Source organism: Enterobacter sp. JUb54 (assembly GCF_014298075.1).
Classification (GTDB): domain Bacteria; phylum Pseudomonadota; class Gammaproteobacteria; order Enterobacterales; family Enterobacteriaceae; genus Klebsiella; species Klebsiella lignicola.
Window position 1 is genome coordinate 1528042 of the sequence record NZ_CP060418.1, and the last position, 15921, is coordinate 1543962.

Annotated in this window: 15 protein-coding genes and 1 pseudogene; 8 read left to right on the forward strand and 8 right to left on the reverse strand. The window is 56.1% G+C overall.

Annotated features, from left to right (window positions below):
* Window positions 1–67 precede the first annotated feature (67 nt).
* A complete protein-coding gene (locus HF679_RS07005; RefSeq protein ID WP_123754182.1) occupies window positions 68–475 on the reverse strand; it encodes a DUF2000 domain-containing protein in 408 nt (135 codons plus the stop codon).
* A gap of 55 nt (window positions 476–530) precedes the next feature.
* Window positions 531–1385: pseudogene (locus HF679_RS07010) on the reverse strand (AraC family ligand binding domain-containing protein).
* Between the two features lie 161 nt (window positions 1386–1546).
* Between HF679_RS07010 and HF679_RS07015 the strand changes: the two are divergent.
* From HF679_RS07015 to HF679_RS07040, 6 genes are all read left to right on the forward strand, one after another.
* The gene (locus tag HF679_RS07015) at window positions 1547–1897 is read left to right on the forward strand and encodes a DUF1294 domain-containing protein (RefSeq protein WP_154143750.1); all 351 of its coding nucleotides are present in this window, start codon (window positions 1547–1549) and stop codon (window positions 1895–1897) included.
* Window positions 1898–2066: 169 nt separating this feature from the next.
* Window positions 2067–3464 carry a cytochrome ubiquinol oxidase subunit I gene (locus HF679_RS07020; protein WP_123754179.1) on the forward strand — a complete coding sequence of 466 codons (1398 nt, stop codon included), beginning with the start codon at window positions 2067–2069 and terminating at the stop codon, window positions 3462–3464.
* The gene (gene cydB, locus HF679_RS07025; protein ID WP_123754178.1) at window positions 3464–4474 is read left to right on the forward strand and encodes a cytochrome d ubiquinol oxidase subunit II; all 1011 of its coding nucleotides are present in this window, start codon (window positions 3464–3466) and stop codon (window positions 4472–4474) included. Before HF679_RS07020 ends, cydB begins: the two co-directional genes overlap by 1 nt.
* Window positions 4474–4599, forward strand: coding sequence for a DUF2474 domain-containing protein (locus tag HF679_RS07030; RefSeq protein ID WP_123754177.1), 126 nt, complete (start codon window positions 4474–4476; stop codon window positions 4597–4599). Before cydB ends, HF679_RS07030 begins: the two co-directional genes overlap by 1 nt.
* A gap of 99 nt (window positions 4600–4698) precedes the next feature.
* Entirely contained in the window at window positions 4699–5010 is a 312-nt protein-coding gene (locus HF679_RS07035; protein WP_123754176.1) for a hypothetical protein, read from the forward strand.
* Between the two features lie 152 nt (window positions 5011–5162).
* On the forward strand, window positions 5163–5396 hold the full coding sequence (locus tag HF679_RS07040; RefSeq protein ID WP_123754175.1) for a DUF2554 family protein: 234 nt from the start codon (window positions 5163–5165) through the stop codon (window positions 5394–5396).
* Window positions 5397–5409: 13 nt separating this feature from the next.
* Here the strand turns inward: HF679_RS07040 and HF679_RS07045 are convergent, their stop codons facing one another.
* From HF679_RS07045 to HF679_RS07065, 5 genes are all read right to left on the reverse strand, one after another.
* Window positions 5410–7374: a peptidase U32 family protein gene (locus HF679_RS07045; protein ID WP_123754174.1), complete on the reverse strand. Its 1965-nt coding sequence runs from the start codon at window positions 7372–7374 to the stop codon at window positions 5410–5412.
* A gap of 234 nt (window positions 7375–7608) precedes the next feature.
* On the reverse strand, window positions 7609–8157 hold the full coding sequence (locus tag HF679_RS07050) for a helix-turn-helix domain-containing protein (protein ID WP_123754173.1): 549 nt from the start codon (window positions 8155–8157) through the stop codon (window positions 7609–7611).
* Between the two features lie 49 nt (window positions 8158–8206).
* The gene (araC, locus tag HF679_RS07055; protein WP_227540097.1) at window positions 8207–9076 is read right to left on the reverse strand and encodes an arabinose operon transcriptional regulator AraC; all 870 of its coding nucleotides are present in this window, start codon (window positions 9074–9076) and stop codon (window positions 8207–8209) included.
* Window positions 9077–9173: 97 nt separating this feature from the next.
* Window positions 9174–10553: an MFS transporter gene (locus HF679_RS07060; protein ID WP_123754171.1), complete on the reverse strand. Its 1380-nt coding sequence runs from the start codon at window positions 10551–10553 to the stop codon at window positions 9174–9176.
* Window positions 10550–12589 carry a beta-galactosidase gene (locus HF679_RS07065; protein WP_187042777.1) on the reverse strand — a complete coding sequence of 680 codons (2040 nt, stop codon included), beginning with the start codon at window positions 12587–12589 and terminating at the stop codon, window positions 10550–10552. The genes HF679_RS07060 and HF679_RS07065 overlap by 4 nt, the downstream gene beginning before the upstream one ends.
* A 223-nt stretch (window positions 12590–12812) precedes the next feature.
* On the opposite strand from HF679_RS07065, the gene HF679_RS07070 reads away from it, so the two are divergent.
* Window positions 12813–13979, forward strand: a complete 1167-nt coding sequence (locus HF679_RS07070) for a benzoate/H(+) symporter BenE family transporter (protein ID WP_187042778.1) — start codon at window positions 12813–12815, stop codon at window positions 13977–13979.
* Here the strand turns inward: HF679_RS07070 and HF679_RS07075 are convergent.
* Window positions 13959–14825: a helix-turn-helix domain-containing protein gene (locus tag HF679_RS07075; protein ID WP_123754168.1), complete on the reverse strand. Its 867-nt coding sequence runs from the start codon at window positions 14823–14825 to the stop codon at window positions 13959–13961. The two genes, HF679_RS07070 and HF679_RS07075, sit on opposite strands and share 21 nt — an antisense overlap.
* Window positions 14826–15007: 182 nt before the next feature.
* Here HF679_RS07075 and HF679_RS07080 point away from each other — a divergent pair, with 182 nt between their 5' ends.
* Entirely contained in the window at window positions 15008–15904 is an 897-nt protein-coding gene (locus HF679_RS07080) for a DMT family transporter (protein WP_123754167.1), read from the forward strand.
* The last annotated feature ends 17 nt before the right edge of the window (window positions 15905–15921 follow it).

The window sequence follows — 15921 nt, forward strand, 5'->3', positions numbered from 1 at the left end:
CTGGCCTTCTGAAAATAAACAGAAGACCAGGATGAATATGGCGGTCAGATCCCGCCGGGCGGTAATACTATTTGTGCAGAGCGATCCCTTTAATCACCTTATCGACCTCTTTTTTGGGGCCACGCAGACCAATTCCCACCAGATCCAGATTATCGCCATCTGCCGCGCGGAATACTTCCCGGTTAGCCTCATCATGGCCGGTGGAAAACATCGCATGAATGTAAGGAATAAGGGTTACGCCCCGCTCAAGCGCTTTGCGATGCACCGTTTTCAGCTTGTCGAGATTCGCCTCAAATATCAGCATCGGCTGCCCGGACATATTGCCGTAGGTTCGTCCCAGAGAATCAATATAGGGTTGACCCATTATCTCCGGCGCCGCAGATGCGATCCCGGTGGCCAGAAAAGCGACCACATTAAGACGCTGCCAGGTTGGCAAATCGTCGCGCAGAATATAGGCAATCTTGGTATCAAACATGTTTAAAAAGTCCCGTCTGTCATACGAAAAAATATCTTCGCTCAGGGACCGGTGGTCAGTATAGAACGTTTGTGCAGTTGCTCTGGAAGGTGGCCGGCGTGATCCGGTAGGCGCGTTTAAACCAGCGTCCCAAATGGCTCTGATCGGCAAAACCGGTTTGCGAAGCAACCAGCACCGGGGAGAGACCGCTCGCTAACAGCTGGCGGGCAGTACGCAAGCGTAACCGGACAAGATAGGCATGGGGCGATTGACCGAAAGCGGCCTTAAACTGCCTGCTGAGCCGGAAGCGATCGATGCCGCTGATGCGGGTCAGTTCATCTAGCCCCGGGTTCTAGGCGAGATGTTCATGCAGATAGTCCCGCACCCGGTTCATCTTCAGCAATGATTCGGTGAGCGCGATGGCCGGTTTCCGTTCAACATGCGGCATAAGGTGCGCCATCAGGCGATCCAGCCCTTCATCACGCGCGAGTCGGCCTTCATTGTTGTGAATGGCGTCAAACGCCTGGGAGATGGCGACGATCAGCTGGCGATCTTCAGTCAGCGTATGGCGAAATGCGGCCTGAACAACCGAGATATCCCCCATTCCGTAGCGGCTCAGGCTATCGGCGACGTAGTTCTGGGGAATATACAGCATGGCATAGGTAAAGCCTGTCGGCTGTGCCGCATAACCGTCATGCACGGCACCTGGCTCAATCAGAATGGCTTTGCCGGGGGTACTGGTGTGGACGGCCCGATGGCAACTGAATCTTTGCGACCCCTGCAGCGTCACCCCCAGAAGCAGTTCTTCGTGATCGTGGTCATCGTACGCATGCCCTTTGAAATGGGCGTTGACGCTCTCGATCCCGGTTTCCGAATCGCGACGAAAATCTATCCAGTCGCCAGACGTCGGGGATTCAGCTATTCCTGACATATTTACTCTCAGACCCATTCATCGAAACCATTACCTGAATAGTATACATTTTAAGGTATAAAGAGATTACCCGAGTAATTGTGTCAGACAGGCCAGCATCACCGCCTCGCCAGAATCGGGTATACTGGTCCTCTTTCACTTCGGTCCATATTTTCCTCCCTATGAATCTCAATCGCTTCTGTTATCTTCTGCTGGGCCTCGCGGCGGCTGGCAGCCTGTTCCTGCCTCACCCGCTGATCATGTGGTTCCTGCTGGTCAATCTCCTGACGCTGGCGCTCTACGGGATGGATAAAACCGCTGCCCGTAAGGCATGGCGACGCGTCCCTGAAGCCACGCTGCTGGTATTTGGCTTCGTCGGTGGATGGCCTGGCGCAATCGTGGGTCAGCAGTGTTTTCGCCATAAAACCCAAAAGCAGCCCTTTAAAACCTACTTTATGATCAGCGTGATACTGAACATTATCGTGCTGGCGGGCGGATACTGGCTGTATGCCTGGGGCCCCGTTGCGGTCTGATCCCCGACACTCGCTCACGTCCGACGCGGGCGCTGTTCCACCATTAGCACCCGCGTAAAATCATAACAGTCACACAACTGTTATCATAAAAAAGCCCGCTTCTGCCTCTGCAACCCCCTGCTGCCGCCCTTTAAAATTGCGCTGAATCAATTTTCTTGCGGAGTACTGCATGTTCGGTCTTGATGCATTCCACCTTGCGCGAATCCAGTTCGCCTTTACCGTCTCTTTCCACATCATCTTTCCCGCCATCACCATTGGGCTGGCCAGCTATCTGGCGGTGCTGGAAGGATTATGGTTAAAAACCAAAAATCCGGTCTGGCGCTCGCTGTACCACTTCTGGTCGAAGATTTTCGCCGTCAACTTTGGCATGGGCGTGGTGTCCGGCCTCGTGATGGCCTATCAGTTCGGCACCAACTGGAGCGGTTTCTCTGAATTTGCCGGCAGCATTACCGGCCCGCTGCTGACCTATGAAGTCCTGACCGCCTTCTTCCTTGAAGCCGGCTTCCTCGGCGTCATGCTGTTCGGCTGGAACCGGGTCAGCCCCGGAATGCACTTCTTCGCCACCTGCATGGTGGCCCTCGGGACAATCATTTCAACCTTCTGGATCCTCGCCTCTAACAGCTGGATGCAAACCCCGCAGGGCTTCGAGATCGTCAACGGCCAGGTGGTCCCGGTCGACTGGTTTAAAGTTATCTTTAACCCGTCGTTCCCATATCGCCTGCTGCACATGACGGTCGCCGCCTTTCTCAGCAGCGCGCTGTTTGTCGGCGCCTCGGCGGCGTGGCACCTGCTGCGCGGCAATAACATCCCGGCGATCCGCGCGATGTTCTCCATGGCCCTGTGGATGCTGCTTATCGTCGCCCCCATTCAGGCGATGATTGGCGACATGCACGGCCTGAACACCCTGAAGCATCAGCCGGCGAAAATTGCGGCCATCGAAGGCCACTGGGAAAACCGTCCGGGAGAACCCACTCCGTTGCTGCTGTTTGGCCTGCCGGATATGGAGCAGGAACGTACCCGTTACGGCCTGGAAATACCGGCGCTCGGCAGCCTGATCCTGACCCACAGTCTCGATAAACAGGTACCCGCCCTGAAAGAGTTCGCGCCGGAAGATCGCCCGAACTCAACCATCGTCTTCTGGTCATTTCGCCTGATGGCCGGCCTCGGCATGCTGATGATCCTGCTCGGGGTAATGGCGCTGTGGCTGCGCTACCGCCATCGTCTGTACCAGTCCAGGCCGTTCCTGCGCTTCGCGCTCTGGATGGGGCCGTCCGGGCTGATCGCGATTCTGGCCGGCTGGGTCACCACCGAAGTGGGCCGTCAGCCCTGGGTGGTCTATGGCGTACAGCGAACCGCTGACGCCGTCTCCGCTCACGGCGACCTGCATATGACCGTCAGCCTGCTGACCTTTTTCGTGGTCTACAGCGCAGTGTTCGGCGTCGGCTACAGCTATATGTTGCGCCTGATCCGCAAAGGCCCGCAGGCGGTCAATCCGCCGCATTCCGGCACACCGGCTCGCCCGCTCTCCGCCGCAACGGAAGGTTTTCAGCATAAGGAGTCCCACTAATGGGGATCGATTTATCGGTTATCTGGTTTGTGATCATCGTCTTCGCCACCCTGATGTATATCGTGATGGATGGTTTTGACTTAGGGATCGGCATCCTGTTCAGCACCACCCGTGACGGCGAAGACCGTGACGTGATGGTCAATAGCGTCGCCCCGGTCTGGGACGGCAACGAAACCTGGCTGGTGCTCGGTGGCGCCGCGCTGTTCGGGGCATTTCCGCTGGCCTACGCGGTGATTATCGACGCGCTGGCGATCCCGCTGACGCTGATGCTGATTGGCCTGATTTTCCGCGGCGTGGCGTTTGAGTTTCGCTTCCAGGCCACGCCGTCGCACCGCCCGTTCTGGGACTCGGCGTTCCTTGGCGGCTCGCTGCTGGCCACCTTTACCCAGGGCATCGTTGTTGGGGCGGTGATCAACGGCTTTTCGGTGAGCGGACGCGCCTTCAGCGGCGGGATGTTCGACTGGCTGACGCCTTTTACCCTGTTCTGCGGCCTGGGGCTGACGGTGGCCTATGCGCTGCTCGGCGCCACGTGGCTGGTGATGAAAAGCGAGAACCCGCTGCAGGATAAGATGCGTCGCACCTCGCGCGGCCTGCTGCTGGCGTTGCTGACGACGATCGCCATTATCAGCCTGTGGACCCCGCTGGCGCAGCCGGCCATCGCCGCCCGCTGGTTCAGCCTGCCGGATCTGTTCTTCCTGCTGCCCGTTCCTCTGCTGGTGGCGGTCATCGGATTCTGGTTATGGCAAATCCTGGGCAACCGCAATAGCCACGCGCGGCCCTTTATCCTGACCCTCGGGCTGGTGTTCCTTGGCTTCAGCGGCCTGGGGATCAGCATCTGGCCCTATATTATTCCGCCCAATATTACGCTGTGGCAGGCCGCCGCTCCGCCGCAGAGCCAGGGCTTTATGCTGGTGGGCGCCCTGCTTATTATCCCGGTGATCCTTGGCTACACCTTCTGGAGTTATTACGTCTTTCGCGGCAAAGTCCAACATGGTGAGGGGTATCATTGATGAATCAATCCAGGCTCAAACAGTTATTGTGGATGGTCGCATTATGGGGAGGAAGCGTACTGGCGCTGGCGGCAATCAGTATGCTTTTTCGACTGCTGATGACGGCGGCGGGACTGAAAGTTTAATCCTGTACGGATAAGACGATTCTGAATAACAGAACCTCCATTTTGTCTCCACATTTTTTTGCTGAAATCTTAAGGCACATAAAAATAAAGGATGTAGTGATGAAAAAAATTGTTTTGTTATCTGCCGCGATGACGTTTGCGCTCTCTTCTTTTGCGTTTGCGGCCGATAACCCGCCACCACCGCCGGGAAACGCAGCTAACAGTCAGCACCATGACGGTAAGCAACCGCAAAAAGACGGCCAGCACAACGGCAAGCAGCCGCAAAAAGGTGGTCAGCACGACGGCAAACAGCCACCAAAAGATGGCCAGCATAACGGCAAGCAACCGTCAAAAAACAACCAGCACAACGGCAAGCAGCCACCGAAAGACGGTGGTCAGCATAACGGCAAACCGTTACCGCCGAAAAAATAACGGCCTCCGCCCGGCGATTGATACCGCCGGGCTTTTTTTCGCCTTTCGTCAGGACAACCTGACACAATCTTTGCCCTTCTTTGATAACGCCACAATAAAGCTCAAAAAATCAGAGGCATAGTAGCCTCACTCACCTGCCACTGGTACAGGATATGCTTAAGAGATGCGTTTCGACGTTGGTACTGATGTGCGCGTTATTTTCCGGCCACCTGCTGGCCCGGCAACAGGGACACGAATACTTTCCGGTGCAGAGCCTCGAACAGCAATTGCTACACGAGGCCGATAGTGATGAGTTGCGCAGCCAGTGTGACGAGGCCGCCGCCGACCTCCGTGAACGTCACCACTGGCAGAACGCGCGAAAGCCGCAAACGTTCTTTCGCCAGTAGCGATCGTCGGCGATCAGGCGCCTTTGCGCTTAGGTAAGGTCTTCAGCAGTTCATCCGGACTGACGGAGGCCACAATGCTTCCCGGCAGCGGCATCTTCAGGATGTGGTTTTTCATCTTGCCGATCACGTGCATTTCGCAAGGACGGCAGTCAAATTTCAGCGTCAGTACTTCATCGCCATGAATTAACTGCATCGGCGTGGCTTTCCAGCTCTTAATCGAACCTTTCGCCTGTTTCGGGCACAGATTGAAGGCGAAACGCAGGCAGTGCTTGGTGATCATCACCGGCACGTCGCCCTTCTCTTCATGCGCTTCATAGGCCGCATCGATCAGCTTCACGCCGTAGCGCTGATAGAATTCACGCGCTTTATGGTTATAGACGTTGGCAAGGAACGACAGATGAGTCTCAGGGTACACCGGCGGCGGCACGCAAACCGCTTTACGCTGGCCACGCGGAGCGGCGTTGAGACGCGCTTCGTCGAGCAATTCTACCGTTTCCCGGCGCAGTTGGTTCAACAGGCTGTTCGGCACAAACAGCGCACCAGGCAGATTAACCTGCACATCGCGGGCAAAATAGATGGTCTGCCCCAGCTTAGCAATACCGTCGCGCAGGTTCGCCAGCGCTTTGTCGGCCTGAGTCGCCTCGGCAAACTCGCCGTCCAGGGTATGGGTCGCGCTGACGCCATCCTCACAGGTCATGGTCAGCACCAGCTGCTCCTGCCAGCCGCTGAGGGTAATATCCACCGCAATCCGGCGTTCGCTGGAGGTTTTTTGCAGCGCCTGCTGCCAGTTATGGTCGAGGTTACGGTTCAGCACCTGATGCGGACGCGCTTTATACAGATCTGCCGGCATCTCGTTCGGCCACACGCGGTAGCGATTTTGACCGGTTTTTTCTACCGTATTGGCGCGGAAACCGACGATTTCGCGCTTAATCATTACGTTGAGGCCATCGCCGTTGGTCAGCGCTTCGCTGACTTCAACGTCGAGATGGTCTTTGCCCACTTTCAGCACTTCCCCTACCGGCAGGCCGATAAATTTCGGCGAGTCAAAAGCGCCGATGTCGCCTTTGCGCGCATTGACGAAATAGTCGGTGCTGCCGCGATGGAAGGTCTTATCGGTGGAAGGCACGAAGAAGTGTTCGGTACGCCCGGCGGACGAGCGCACCAGGTCACCGCGATCTTCAATAATGGCATCGAGCATCTGGCGATAGTGCGCGGTGATATTTTTTACGTAGCTCATATCTTTGTAGCGCCCTTCAATTTTGAAGGAGCGTACGCCGGCGTCAATCAGCTGCGCCAGGTTGGCCGTCTGGTCGTTATCTTTCATCGACAGCAGATGCTTTTCATAGGCCACCACTCGTCCCTGATCGTCTTTCAGGGTGTAAGGCAAACGACAGGCCTGAGAGCAATCGCCGCGGTTGGCGCTGCGCCCGGTCTGCGCGTGCGAGATGTTGCACTGGCCGGAATAAGCCACGCACAACGCGCCGTGAATAAAGAACTCGATGGTCGCATCGGTGTTGTCGTAAATCGCTTTGATCTGCTGCAGATTCAGCTCGCGCGCCAGCACGATCTGGCTGAATCCCACGTCGGAGAGAAACTTCGCTTTCTCCACGCTGCGGATATCGCACTGGGTACTGGCATGAAGCTCAATCGGTGGAATATCCAGCTCCATCACTCCCATATCCTGCACGATCAGCGCATCAACGCCGGTTTCATACAGGTCGGTAATCAGGCGCTGCGCCGGTTCCAGTTCATCATCGTGAAGGATCGTGTTCAGGGTCACAAAGATCTTCGCGCCATAGCGATGGGCGAACGGCACCAGCGCCGCGATATCGCTGAGGCTGTTGCTGGCATTGTGACGCGCGCCGAAGCCTGGCCCGCCGATATAGACCGCGTCCGCACCGTGTAAAATCGCTTCACGGGCGATCCCGACGTCGCGGGCTGGGCTAAGAAGTTCAAGATGATGGTTTTGCAGGCGCATACGCTCGTTGTTATCCGTTATAGGGGGTCGAAATGGCGGCTATTGTAGTCAGAAGTGGCCGGAGACGAAAACATTTTCCACCACCCGCAGTGGGTGAATTTTCACTTCCCGGCAAAGCATTGAAGAAAAAGGTATTTCCCTCTCAAAACGACCGGCGTTACTCTCATCACGTATTCCGGATTTTCCTCGTCACGTTGTGAGTGGTTATTATCGATCGTTTTGATTGGCCGCAGGTTAAACCCCTGCGGCTTTTTCTTTTGGGTAATGGATCAGCGAATGAAAATGAGCGGTTTGCCCGCCGCTGTTGCGGTAGGCATGCGCCAGATCCCCGGCAAACCGACGCCCCTCTCCCGGCGCTAAGACGTGCCATTCGCCCTGCAGACACAGATCCAGCACCCCATCGATCACCACCACGTGTTCAATGACCCCTTTTTCGTGCGGCGTCGATTCACTCAGCGCGCCGGGGGCGAGGGTTATCGAGAAATGGTCAAAACGTAGCTCCGGGTCCCACGGGAAAACCGGGGTCACCACCATCGCCTGCTGCTGCGGGTCAAAGGCTGACGGCGCGGTTGATGCGTCCGCCACAATAAAAGTCGAGAACGGCACATTCAGGCCGGTGGCGATTTTCCACAACGTGGCGACCGTCGGGCTGGACTCATTCCGCTCAATCTGCCCCAGCATCGCTTTCGATACGCCGGTCTCTTCCGCCAACCGCGACAGGCTCCAGCCGCGCTGTTGGCGCAGTGATTTCAGGGTTGTCGCCAGATGTTGCGCAATATTCATTCCACCTCCAGATTATCTCAGGGGAAATTATACGCGCATTGATATGATTCTACAGGGCATTTAATTGCGAAAACCGTTTGCGGTATTCGCGCGGCCCGACGCCAAACTGCTGATTAAATAAACGTGAAAAATAGAGCGCATCGTCATATCCCACCAGTTGGGCGATGTGCGCTATCGTCAGTTGCGCATGCTGCAAAAGCAATGAGGCGCGGTTCATTCGCTGTTTTTCCCGCCACGCGAAAATCGTCATACCGGTCTCCTGGCGGAACAGATGCGCCAACCGGGAAGGCGACAGAAACGCCCGTGCCGCCAGCGTATCGATGGTGATTTTCTCTTCCAGATGCTCATCAAGAAACTGACAGATAGCGATGATCCGCGGGTCAAGCGAGACGCAGTTGCTGCCCGGCTGCAATTTAAAGCAGTGCAGCAGGATCCGCTCCAGGCAATTCACCGCCAGAATGGCATCCAGACGGTCCGACGACGAGTACAGGCGAATAACCTCTTTGAAGTCAGCCTTTAGGCGCTGCAAAAACGCCTCGTCGACGCTTTGCGTTATCCCCACGTCATGCCACTGTCGGTCCCACTTTAGCCAGTCAATCCAGTAAGGCCGGGGCATAAAATAAATCCACAGATGCTGCCAGCTATCGCTCGTAGGCTCGCGGCCATAATGATGAGGGCAGCCCGGAGGAAACAGCAGGACATCGTTGGGGCGACAAATAAAGGTCTCATTATTACGATGCACTACGCCGGCGCCACGGAGCGTAATATTAATGATGTAGCCTTTCATGCCCAGCTCTCGCTGGATAAAGGTGTCCAGTTTATTGCCCTGTACGATCGGCGTATAGCCTGCCACCAGCCAGGCGTTAAAGGTAAAACTGCGCATCAGCGGCGAATAGATCACCAGATCATCATCCGCCATTTCGCTATTCATTGTCGGCAACCACATTGCTTTCTAGACCATTCTGCCATTTTGCCTGGTTGAGTGGATGGCGCAACCCCAGGATTGCGCCCGCCGGTTATTGCGCCAGCTTCCCTTGCGAAAGATCTTCAGAGACCTGCTCGTACATCGCGTCCAGCCGGTAGAAATACATGATGACCATGTTGATTAACGCCAGTGCAAAGGGAAAGGCGATAAACAAAAACTCAATCATGGTGATCACCTGCGGTGACTGAACCGCATTGCCGCCGCTGACAAATCCGGCAGCGCCCAGCATCCAGCCAACGCTTGCGCTGCCCAGCCCCATTCCCAGAGTCTGCCCCAGGGTACCCGCGCTAAACAGGATCCCTTCAATCCGCAGGCCGGTTTTCCACTCCCCGTAATCGATGGTATCCGCGAGGAAGGCAAACATCGTCGCGCCGATGCCGCAGAAACCGACGCTGCGCACCGCCGTCGCCAGAATGATGTACAGCGAATTGGTTTTATCGAGTAGCGGCAGCAAATAGGCGATGCTGCACACCGTCAGCCCCAGCAACGCCAGGTTACGTTTGCCCAGTCGTCTGATAAGCCACGGAATAATCAGCAGCGTGATCAGGCCCGGGGTGTATTGCGCCAGACTTATCCACGACATCAGAGAGACGTCCTGCAGGATATAGCGTGAGTAGTAGACGCTTACCGTGGAAAGCGCGGTCAGGCTGGTAAAGGTGATCAGCAGATAGAAGAAGATCATCAACCAGTACCGATTGCCGACGATCGAGCGGATCACTTCCCGGGTCTGAATATGGTGGCGGTTTTCCTGATTAACCGGCTTGATGCGTTCGCGGGTCCAGGCGCCGGTGAGCAACAGACACAGGGCAGTGAAGAAGCCAAAAATAGCGAAGACAATGATCCACGCCGTCTGGCCATTGCCCAATGCCGCCACCATCGGCAGCGTAAAGACGCCAACGGTCAACGAACCACAGGTCGACAGCCCCTTACGAAAGACGCTGAGCACCCCACGCTGCCAGGTATCACGGGTGATCAGTGCCAGTAATGAGCCATAGGCAATATTGTTGGCGGTGAAGAAAATATTCGCCAGCAGGTAGGTCACGCAGACATAGATTATTTTGCCATTGTCGCCAATGCCGGGAACCGTCGCCATCAAAAACGCCGATAAGCCAAATGGCACCGCCGTCCACAGCACCCACGGCCGCGCTTTCCCCAGCCGGGTATCGGTTTTATCAATGCGGATCCCGACGAACACGCAGATCACACCGTCCACGACGCGAGCAAAAAACATTAACGATCCGATCAGGGCGGCCGAGATGCCGACGATATCGGTATAAAACCAGGCCAGGAATGTTACCATCATGGTATAGGTCAGGTTGGTGCCGTAATCGCCTAAACCAAATGCCAGCCGTTCACGAAAACCGGGCTGTTCGTTGGTCGACTGCGCCTGCGCTATTGATAAGGAACTCATGCTCTGTTCTCCAGAAGAATAATTTGCACATCCCAATCACTTAAGAGAATGTCATCTCCGGCATGAATCGCATCGCCAGTAAAGAGCATTCGCCCGTGAGGCTGATTAAAGGTAACGCGTTGTGGCTCGGCACTATAATTAAAGAAATAGATCAGCTCCTTATTATTCTCATCAACGCCATGACGCATAATAATGGGGAAAGTGATATTGTCGTCTGGTACTGCCGTCGGCAACGTTTCTTGCAGTATATAGCGCATCATTTCACGTAATACCTCAGTAGATAGATGACAGCCGATATACGCCGCACTACCCTGCTGATAACGGTTAAATGTGGCAGCAGCATATTTATTCCAGTAAGGATGTTCGTAGCGAGCCAGGACTGTCGCATTATCTTCTGGCACCAGTAATTCCATCCAGTCGTCAACGGTGGTATCCAGCCCGGATAACGATAAACACGCTGAGGTCAGGGTCGTGCGATCCGGCTCAACAAATAATTGATAACTCGCCCCGACGGCCGCGGAGATAATGCCTGGCTGCTCGCAGGTCCGCACCTTCATATTTTCATCCGCGAATGCCGATTTAAAGGAGAAGATGGCATGACCGCCCGCTTTAATATAATCAGTAATCTGATGCAGAATCTCATCGCTGACCGTATAAAGCAGCGGGCAGATCAGCATTTCATAGCTGAATATCCGCGGATCGTCGACCGCCAGAATATCCACTTCGATATTCATGCGATACAGCGTGTCATAATAGAGACGGAAAATATCATTATATTGATGCTGGGTGTCCCGGCTAAATTGATGCCCGCGCCAGGGGTGCCAGTCAATCGCCGTAAGACATTCATTACTGACCACCAGGGCGATACGACTTTTGCGTGCATAGGCCATCACCTGCGGGGCGAAGTCGCGCAGTTCAGCCCCTGTCTGGCACACCTCCTGATAAATCGGATTGGGTTTCAGATCATGGCTCAGAATCCCTTTCCAGTAGGTTTCATACGAATTATGCAGAGAGTGCCAGTGCCAGTACCCCAGCAGGCAGGCGCCGCTAGCGACGTGGCTCCAGGCCTGCAGCCGTAGCTGGCCGGGGAACGGCGTCCAGTCCTTAAATGCCTGAGCCTGAGTTTCCAGCACCATGTAGCGGCGGTCTTTTGTCACCCGCGCGATATCGCCGCTAAAGGCAATTTCGGCGCCCGTCAGGTGAAACTGGCTGGGATGATAAACATCCACGCCGGTAATATCGACCACCGCCGAGGTTTTAAAATGGTCGACTTCTGCGCGGACCCCGTACGACCAGTTGCGCCAGTCAAAATCAAAGTTATGCGTAATAAACTGTCGATCGTTTTTATATTCTCTGACCAGGTCAGCCTGCCAGCTAAGAAAACGCGTCACCAGCGACCGCTGGAACGTTTTAAAGGCGCTCCCGAGGCTGGCGTTGATGGTGCCGTTCATTGACGGGAAATCTTCCCATGCGCCAATGCGGTTACTCCAGTAATCAAGGCCGAAAGCGGCGTTAAGTTCATCAAGATTATTACCAAAGCGTTTCTTTAATGATTGCACAAATTCAATTTGTACATTCTCCGAACAGGTGTCGTAGTATTTTGTTTCATTATCAATTTGAAAACCAATAACGGCCGGATGCTGTGCTGTCGCCTGTAATAACTGACGTATAATCCGCTCGGCATACCATAAATAAGTCGGGTGGGTGATATCCATCTTTTGTCTGTGGCCATACAGATTTTTCCCCTGCGGGGTCGTTGCCATCACTTCAGGATATTTTTTAGCAAGCCAGGCGGGGATCGCATAGGTCGGCGTACCGATAATTACCGCAATATTATTGTGGTACATCGCATCCAGTACCGTGGTTACCGAACTAAAATCGAACTCGCCTTCCCGTGGTTCAAAGGTGCTCCAGGTACTTTCCGCGATACGCACATAGTTAATACCCGCCTCTTTCATTAAGGCAATATCTTCCTGCAATCGCTCTTCCGCTAAATATTCTCGATAATACGCAGCACCATACCAAAATTGATTCATTATTCGCTCCTTTGTGTTACCGGAAACATAACGCAGAATCATCGGGAACGGATGAAATTAGCTGCTAGCAACATAGAGCAATCTGCTATCGCCGTGGGGAGTCGATAGCGATCACATTTTTCAGCGGACCGCATCGGGGTAAGCACAGCTGGCGGAAGACGATTGTGCGTTATAACGGCCAGTGCTACAGTGTGGCGGATGTTATAACGCACAAGAGGTCACTATGCGCTCGTTTTCACTCCCCCTGCCGACGCTGCTCGCCGGTTTTATCGCCGTGCTGGTGGGCTATGCCAGCTCTGCCGCCATTATCTGGCAAGCCGCCGCCGCGGCCGGGGCCAACGCACAGCAGATAGCTGGCTGGATGACGGCGCTGGGGCTGGGCATGGGGGTCAGCACCCTGGCCCTGACCTTGTGGCGCAAAGTGCCGATCCTCACCGCCTGGTCGACGCCCGGCGCGGCGCTGCTGGTCAGCGGATTGCAAGGGGTCACGCTGAACCAGGCGGTTGGCGTCTTTATCTTTGCCAATGCGTTGATTGTGCTGTGCGGGGTCACCGGTCTGTTTGCCCGGCTGATGAAAATCATCCCGCATTCGCTGGCGGCAGCGATGCTGGCAGGGATCCTTCTGCGCTTTGGTCTTCAGGCTTTCGCCACCCTCGAGGGACACCTGCTGCTGTGCGGCGGGATGCTCGCCGCCTGGCTGCTGTGTAAAGCCTGCTACCCGCGCTTCGCGGTGATTGCAGCGCTGCTGGTTGGCGGGGCTATCGCCGGGATGTCCGGTGAGATCGTCGGCGGTCATATCACGCAGTTGTTGGTCATGCCGGAGTATATCGCGCCGCAGTTTACCCCTTCTCTGCTGCTCAGCGTCGGGCTGCCCTTCTTCCTGGTGACTATGGCCTCACAAAACGCCCCCGGTTTTGCCACTATGCAGGCTTCCGGCTATCGGGTGCCGACGTCGGCGCTGATTGTCGCCACCGGCGCGCTGGCGCTGATTCTGTCGCCGTTTGGGGTCTATTCGATCTGTATTGCTGCTATTACCGCGGCCATCTGCCAAAGTCCGGAAGCGCATCCCGATCCGCAGCGGCGCTGGCTGGCTGCGGCGGCGGCGGGCGGTTTTTATCTCCTCGCCGGGCTGTTCGGCGGTTCGATCACTGCGTTGATGGCGGCACTGCCGACGGCATGGATCCAGATGCTTGCCGGGCTGGCGCTGCTCGGCACCATTGGCGGGAGCCTGTTTCAGGCATTGAATCAGGAAAATGAACGGGATGCGGCGGTGGTGACGTTTCTGGTGACCGCCAGCGGCATCACCTTAGCAGGGATTGGTTCGGCCTTCTGGGGGCTGGTGCTGGGGGGATTGAGCTTCGCCCTGCTGTCAACGCTGCGCCGCACGTAGCTGCGACGGCGTCAGGCCCGTGGCGCTCTTCACCCGGTTGCTAAAATGGCTGGCGGAGCTGAACCCACAGGCCATGGCGATCTCGGTCAGCGACTGAGTGCTGCGGCAGATCAGCTCCTGGGCCTTAATCATTCGCCGCTGCATCACATACTGATGCGGCGCCATATTCATCGACTGGCGGAACATGCGCGCGAAGTGATACTCGCTGAGCGCCGCTTCCTGCGCCAGATCCGCCAGGGTGAGCGGTTGATCCAGTTGCTCTTCAATCCGCGCCAGCAGATTACGCAGCACGTGCGGCGCCAGGCCACCGGAGACCGTGGGTAAACGCCACTGCACGTTTGAATAGTGCTGAATCAGGTGAGTCAGCAGCAGCGTGCTGGCGGAGCTTAACATCAGTTGGTTAGCCTGCTGCTGCCAGTCGTAATCGAGCAGGAACTGGCGATAGACAGCGGTAATTTTATCATCCTGGGAGAAGGTCTGTTCCTGCAGGCTGAACGACGCCGGGCTGCGATCCCAGATCTGCTCCCCAACCTTGCGCAGGTGCTCGTCGGTGCAGTAGAGATGGACGAAAGAGAGGTCGCCGCGAATATCCCAGGTGCTCTCCGCCCCTTTTGGCATCAGGCAGAAACGATCCGGACCGCCGCCGTTTTTCCAGCCCTGCGGCGTTTTTTGATAGCTTTCGTAGCCGTCGGCTACGTACAGGCTCAGGGTGTGATGGTTGCTTCGAACGGTCACCGTATCGAGATTGTTATACCACGCCGCCAGCTGGATACCGGAGTTCAGCTCCACCGTTTCCCGCAGGACCGCGTTTTGTCGACGTAATGTTTCGAAAGTCCCGTAAGCCATAGCCTTTACACATCCGATTCCGTAAACCTCTAGTCTATGAAGAGTCGGCGCCGGATACCAGAACTCTCCCGCCCCTGGGCAAAAATAAGCGCAAGAATTTGCAAGTTGCGCCCCGGCAGATGACAGCGCCGACGCTCAACCGGTGACACACTACCCGCTGGCGTGTTTACGGGAGAGAGAAGTTGAACGCATTACTGTACGGACTGGTGGTGATTATCTGGGGCACCACGTGGATTGCCATCTTTTTACAACAGGGACCGGTCGCTGCCCCGGTATCCATTTTCTGGCGCTTTGCCGTCGCGAGCGTCACGATGCTGGCGATTCTGCTGGTCACCCGCCGCCTGCGTCCGCTGGCGCTGCGCGATCATCTGTTCTGCGTGCTGCAGGGCTGCTGCGTGTTCTGCTTTAACTTCTGGTGCTTTTACACCGCGGCGGCGCACATCAATACCGGCCTCGAGTCAGTCATTTTTTCCATGGCGGTGCTGTTTAACGCCATTAACGGTTTTATTTTCTTCCGCCAGCAGCCTCCGGCACGCTTCTGGCTCGCCGCCGCTCTCGGTCTCGCCGGGATTGTGACCCTGTTCTGGGACGACCTCCTGAGTAACGGGCTCAACGCCTCGCTGCTGTGGGGTATTGGCCTGAGCGCGTTGGGGACCTACGGCTTTTCGCTGGGTAATATGCTCAGTATGCGCCACCAGCGCCGCGGTCTGGAAACGCTGACCACCAACAGCTGGGCGATGCTGTACGGCACGCTGGTAATGGGCGCCATCGCCCTGCTGCGCGGCGATGATTTTACCCCGCAGTGGACGCTAAGCTATATGGGGGCGCTGCTGTATCTGGCTCTGTTCGGTTCGGTAATTGCGTTTGGTGCGTATTTCACCCTGGTGGGTCGTATCGGCGCCGGCAAGGCCGCCTACAGCACGCTGCTGTTCCCGCTGGTGGCCCTGACCATCTCGACCTTTTACGAAGGCTATGTCTGGCACAGTAACGCAGTTGTCGGCCTGGCGCTGATTCTGGTGGGTAACCTGGTGATGTTTGCCCGCCCCGAGCAGTGGTTCCTGCGCCGCAGGCTGGCGTAACGCCGCGATGGCTGGCT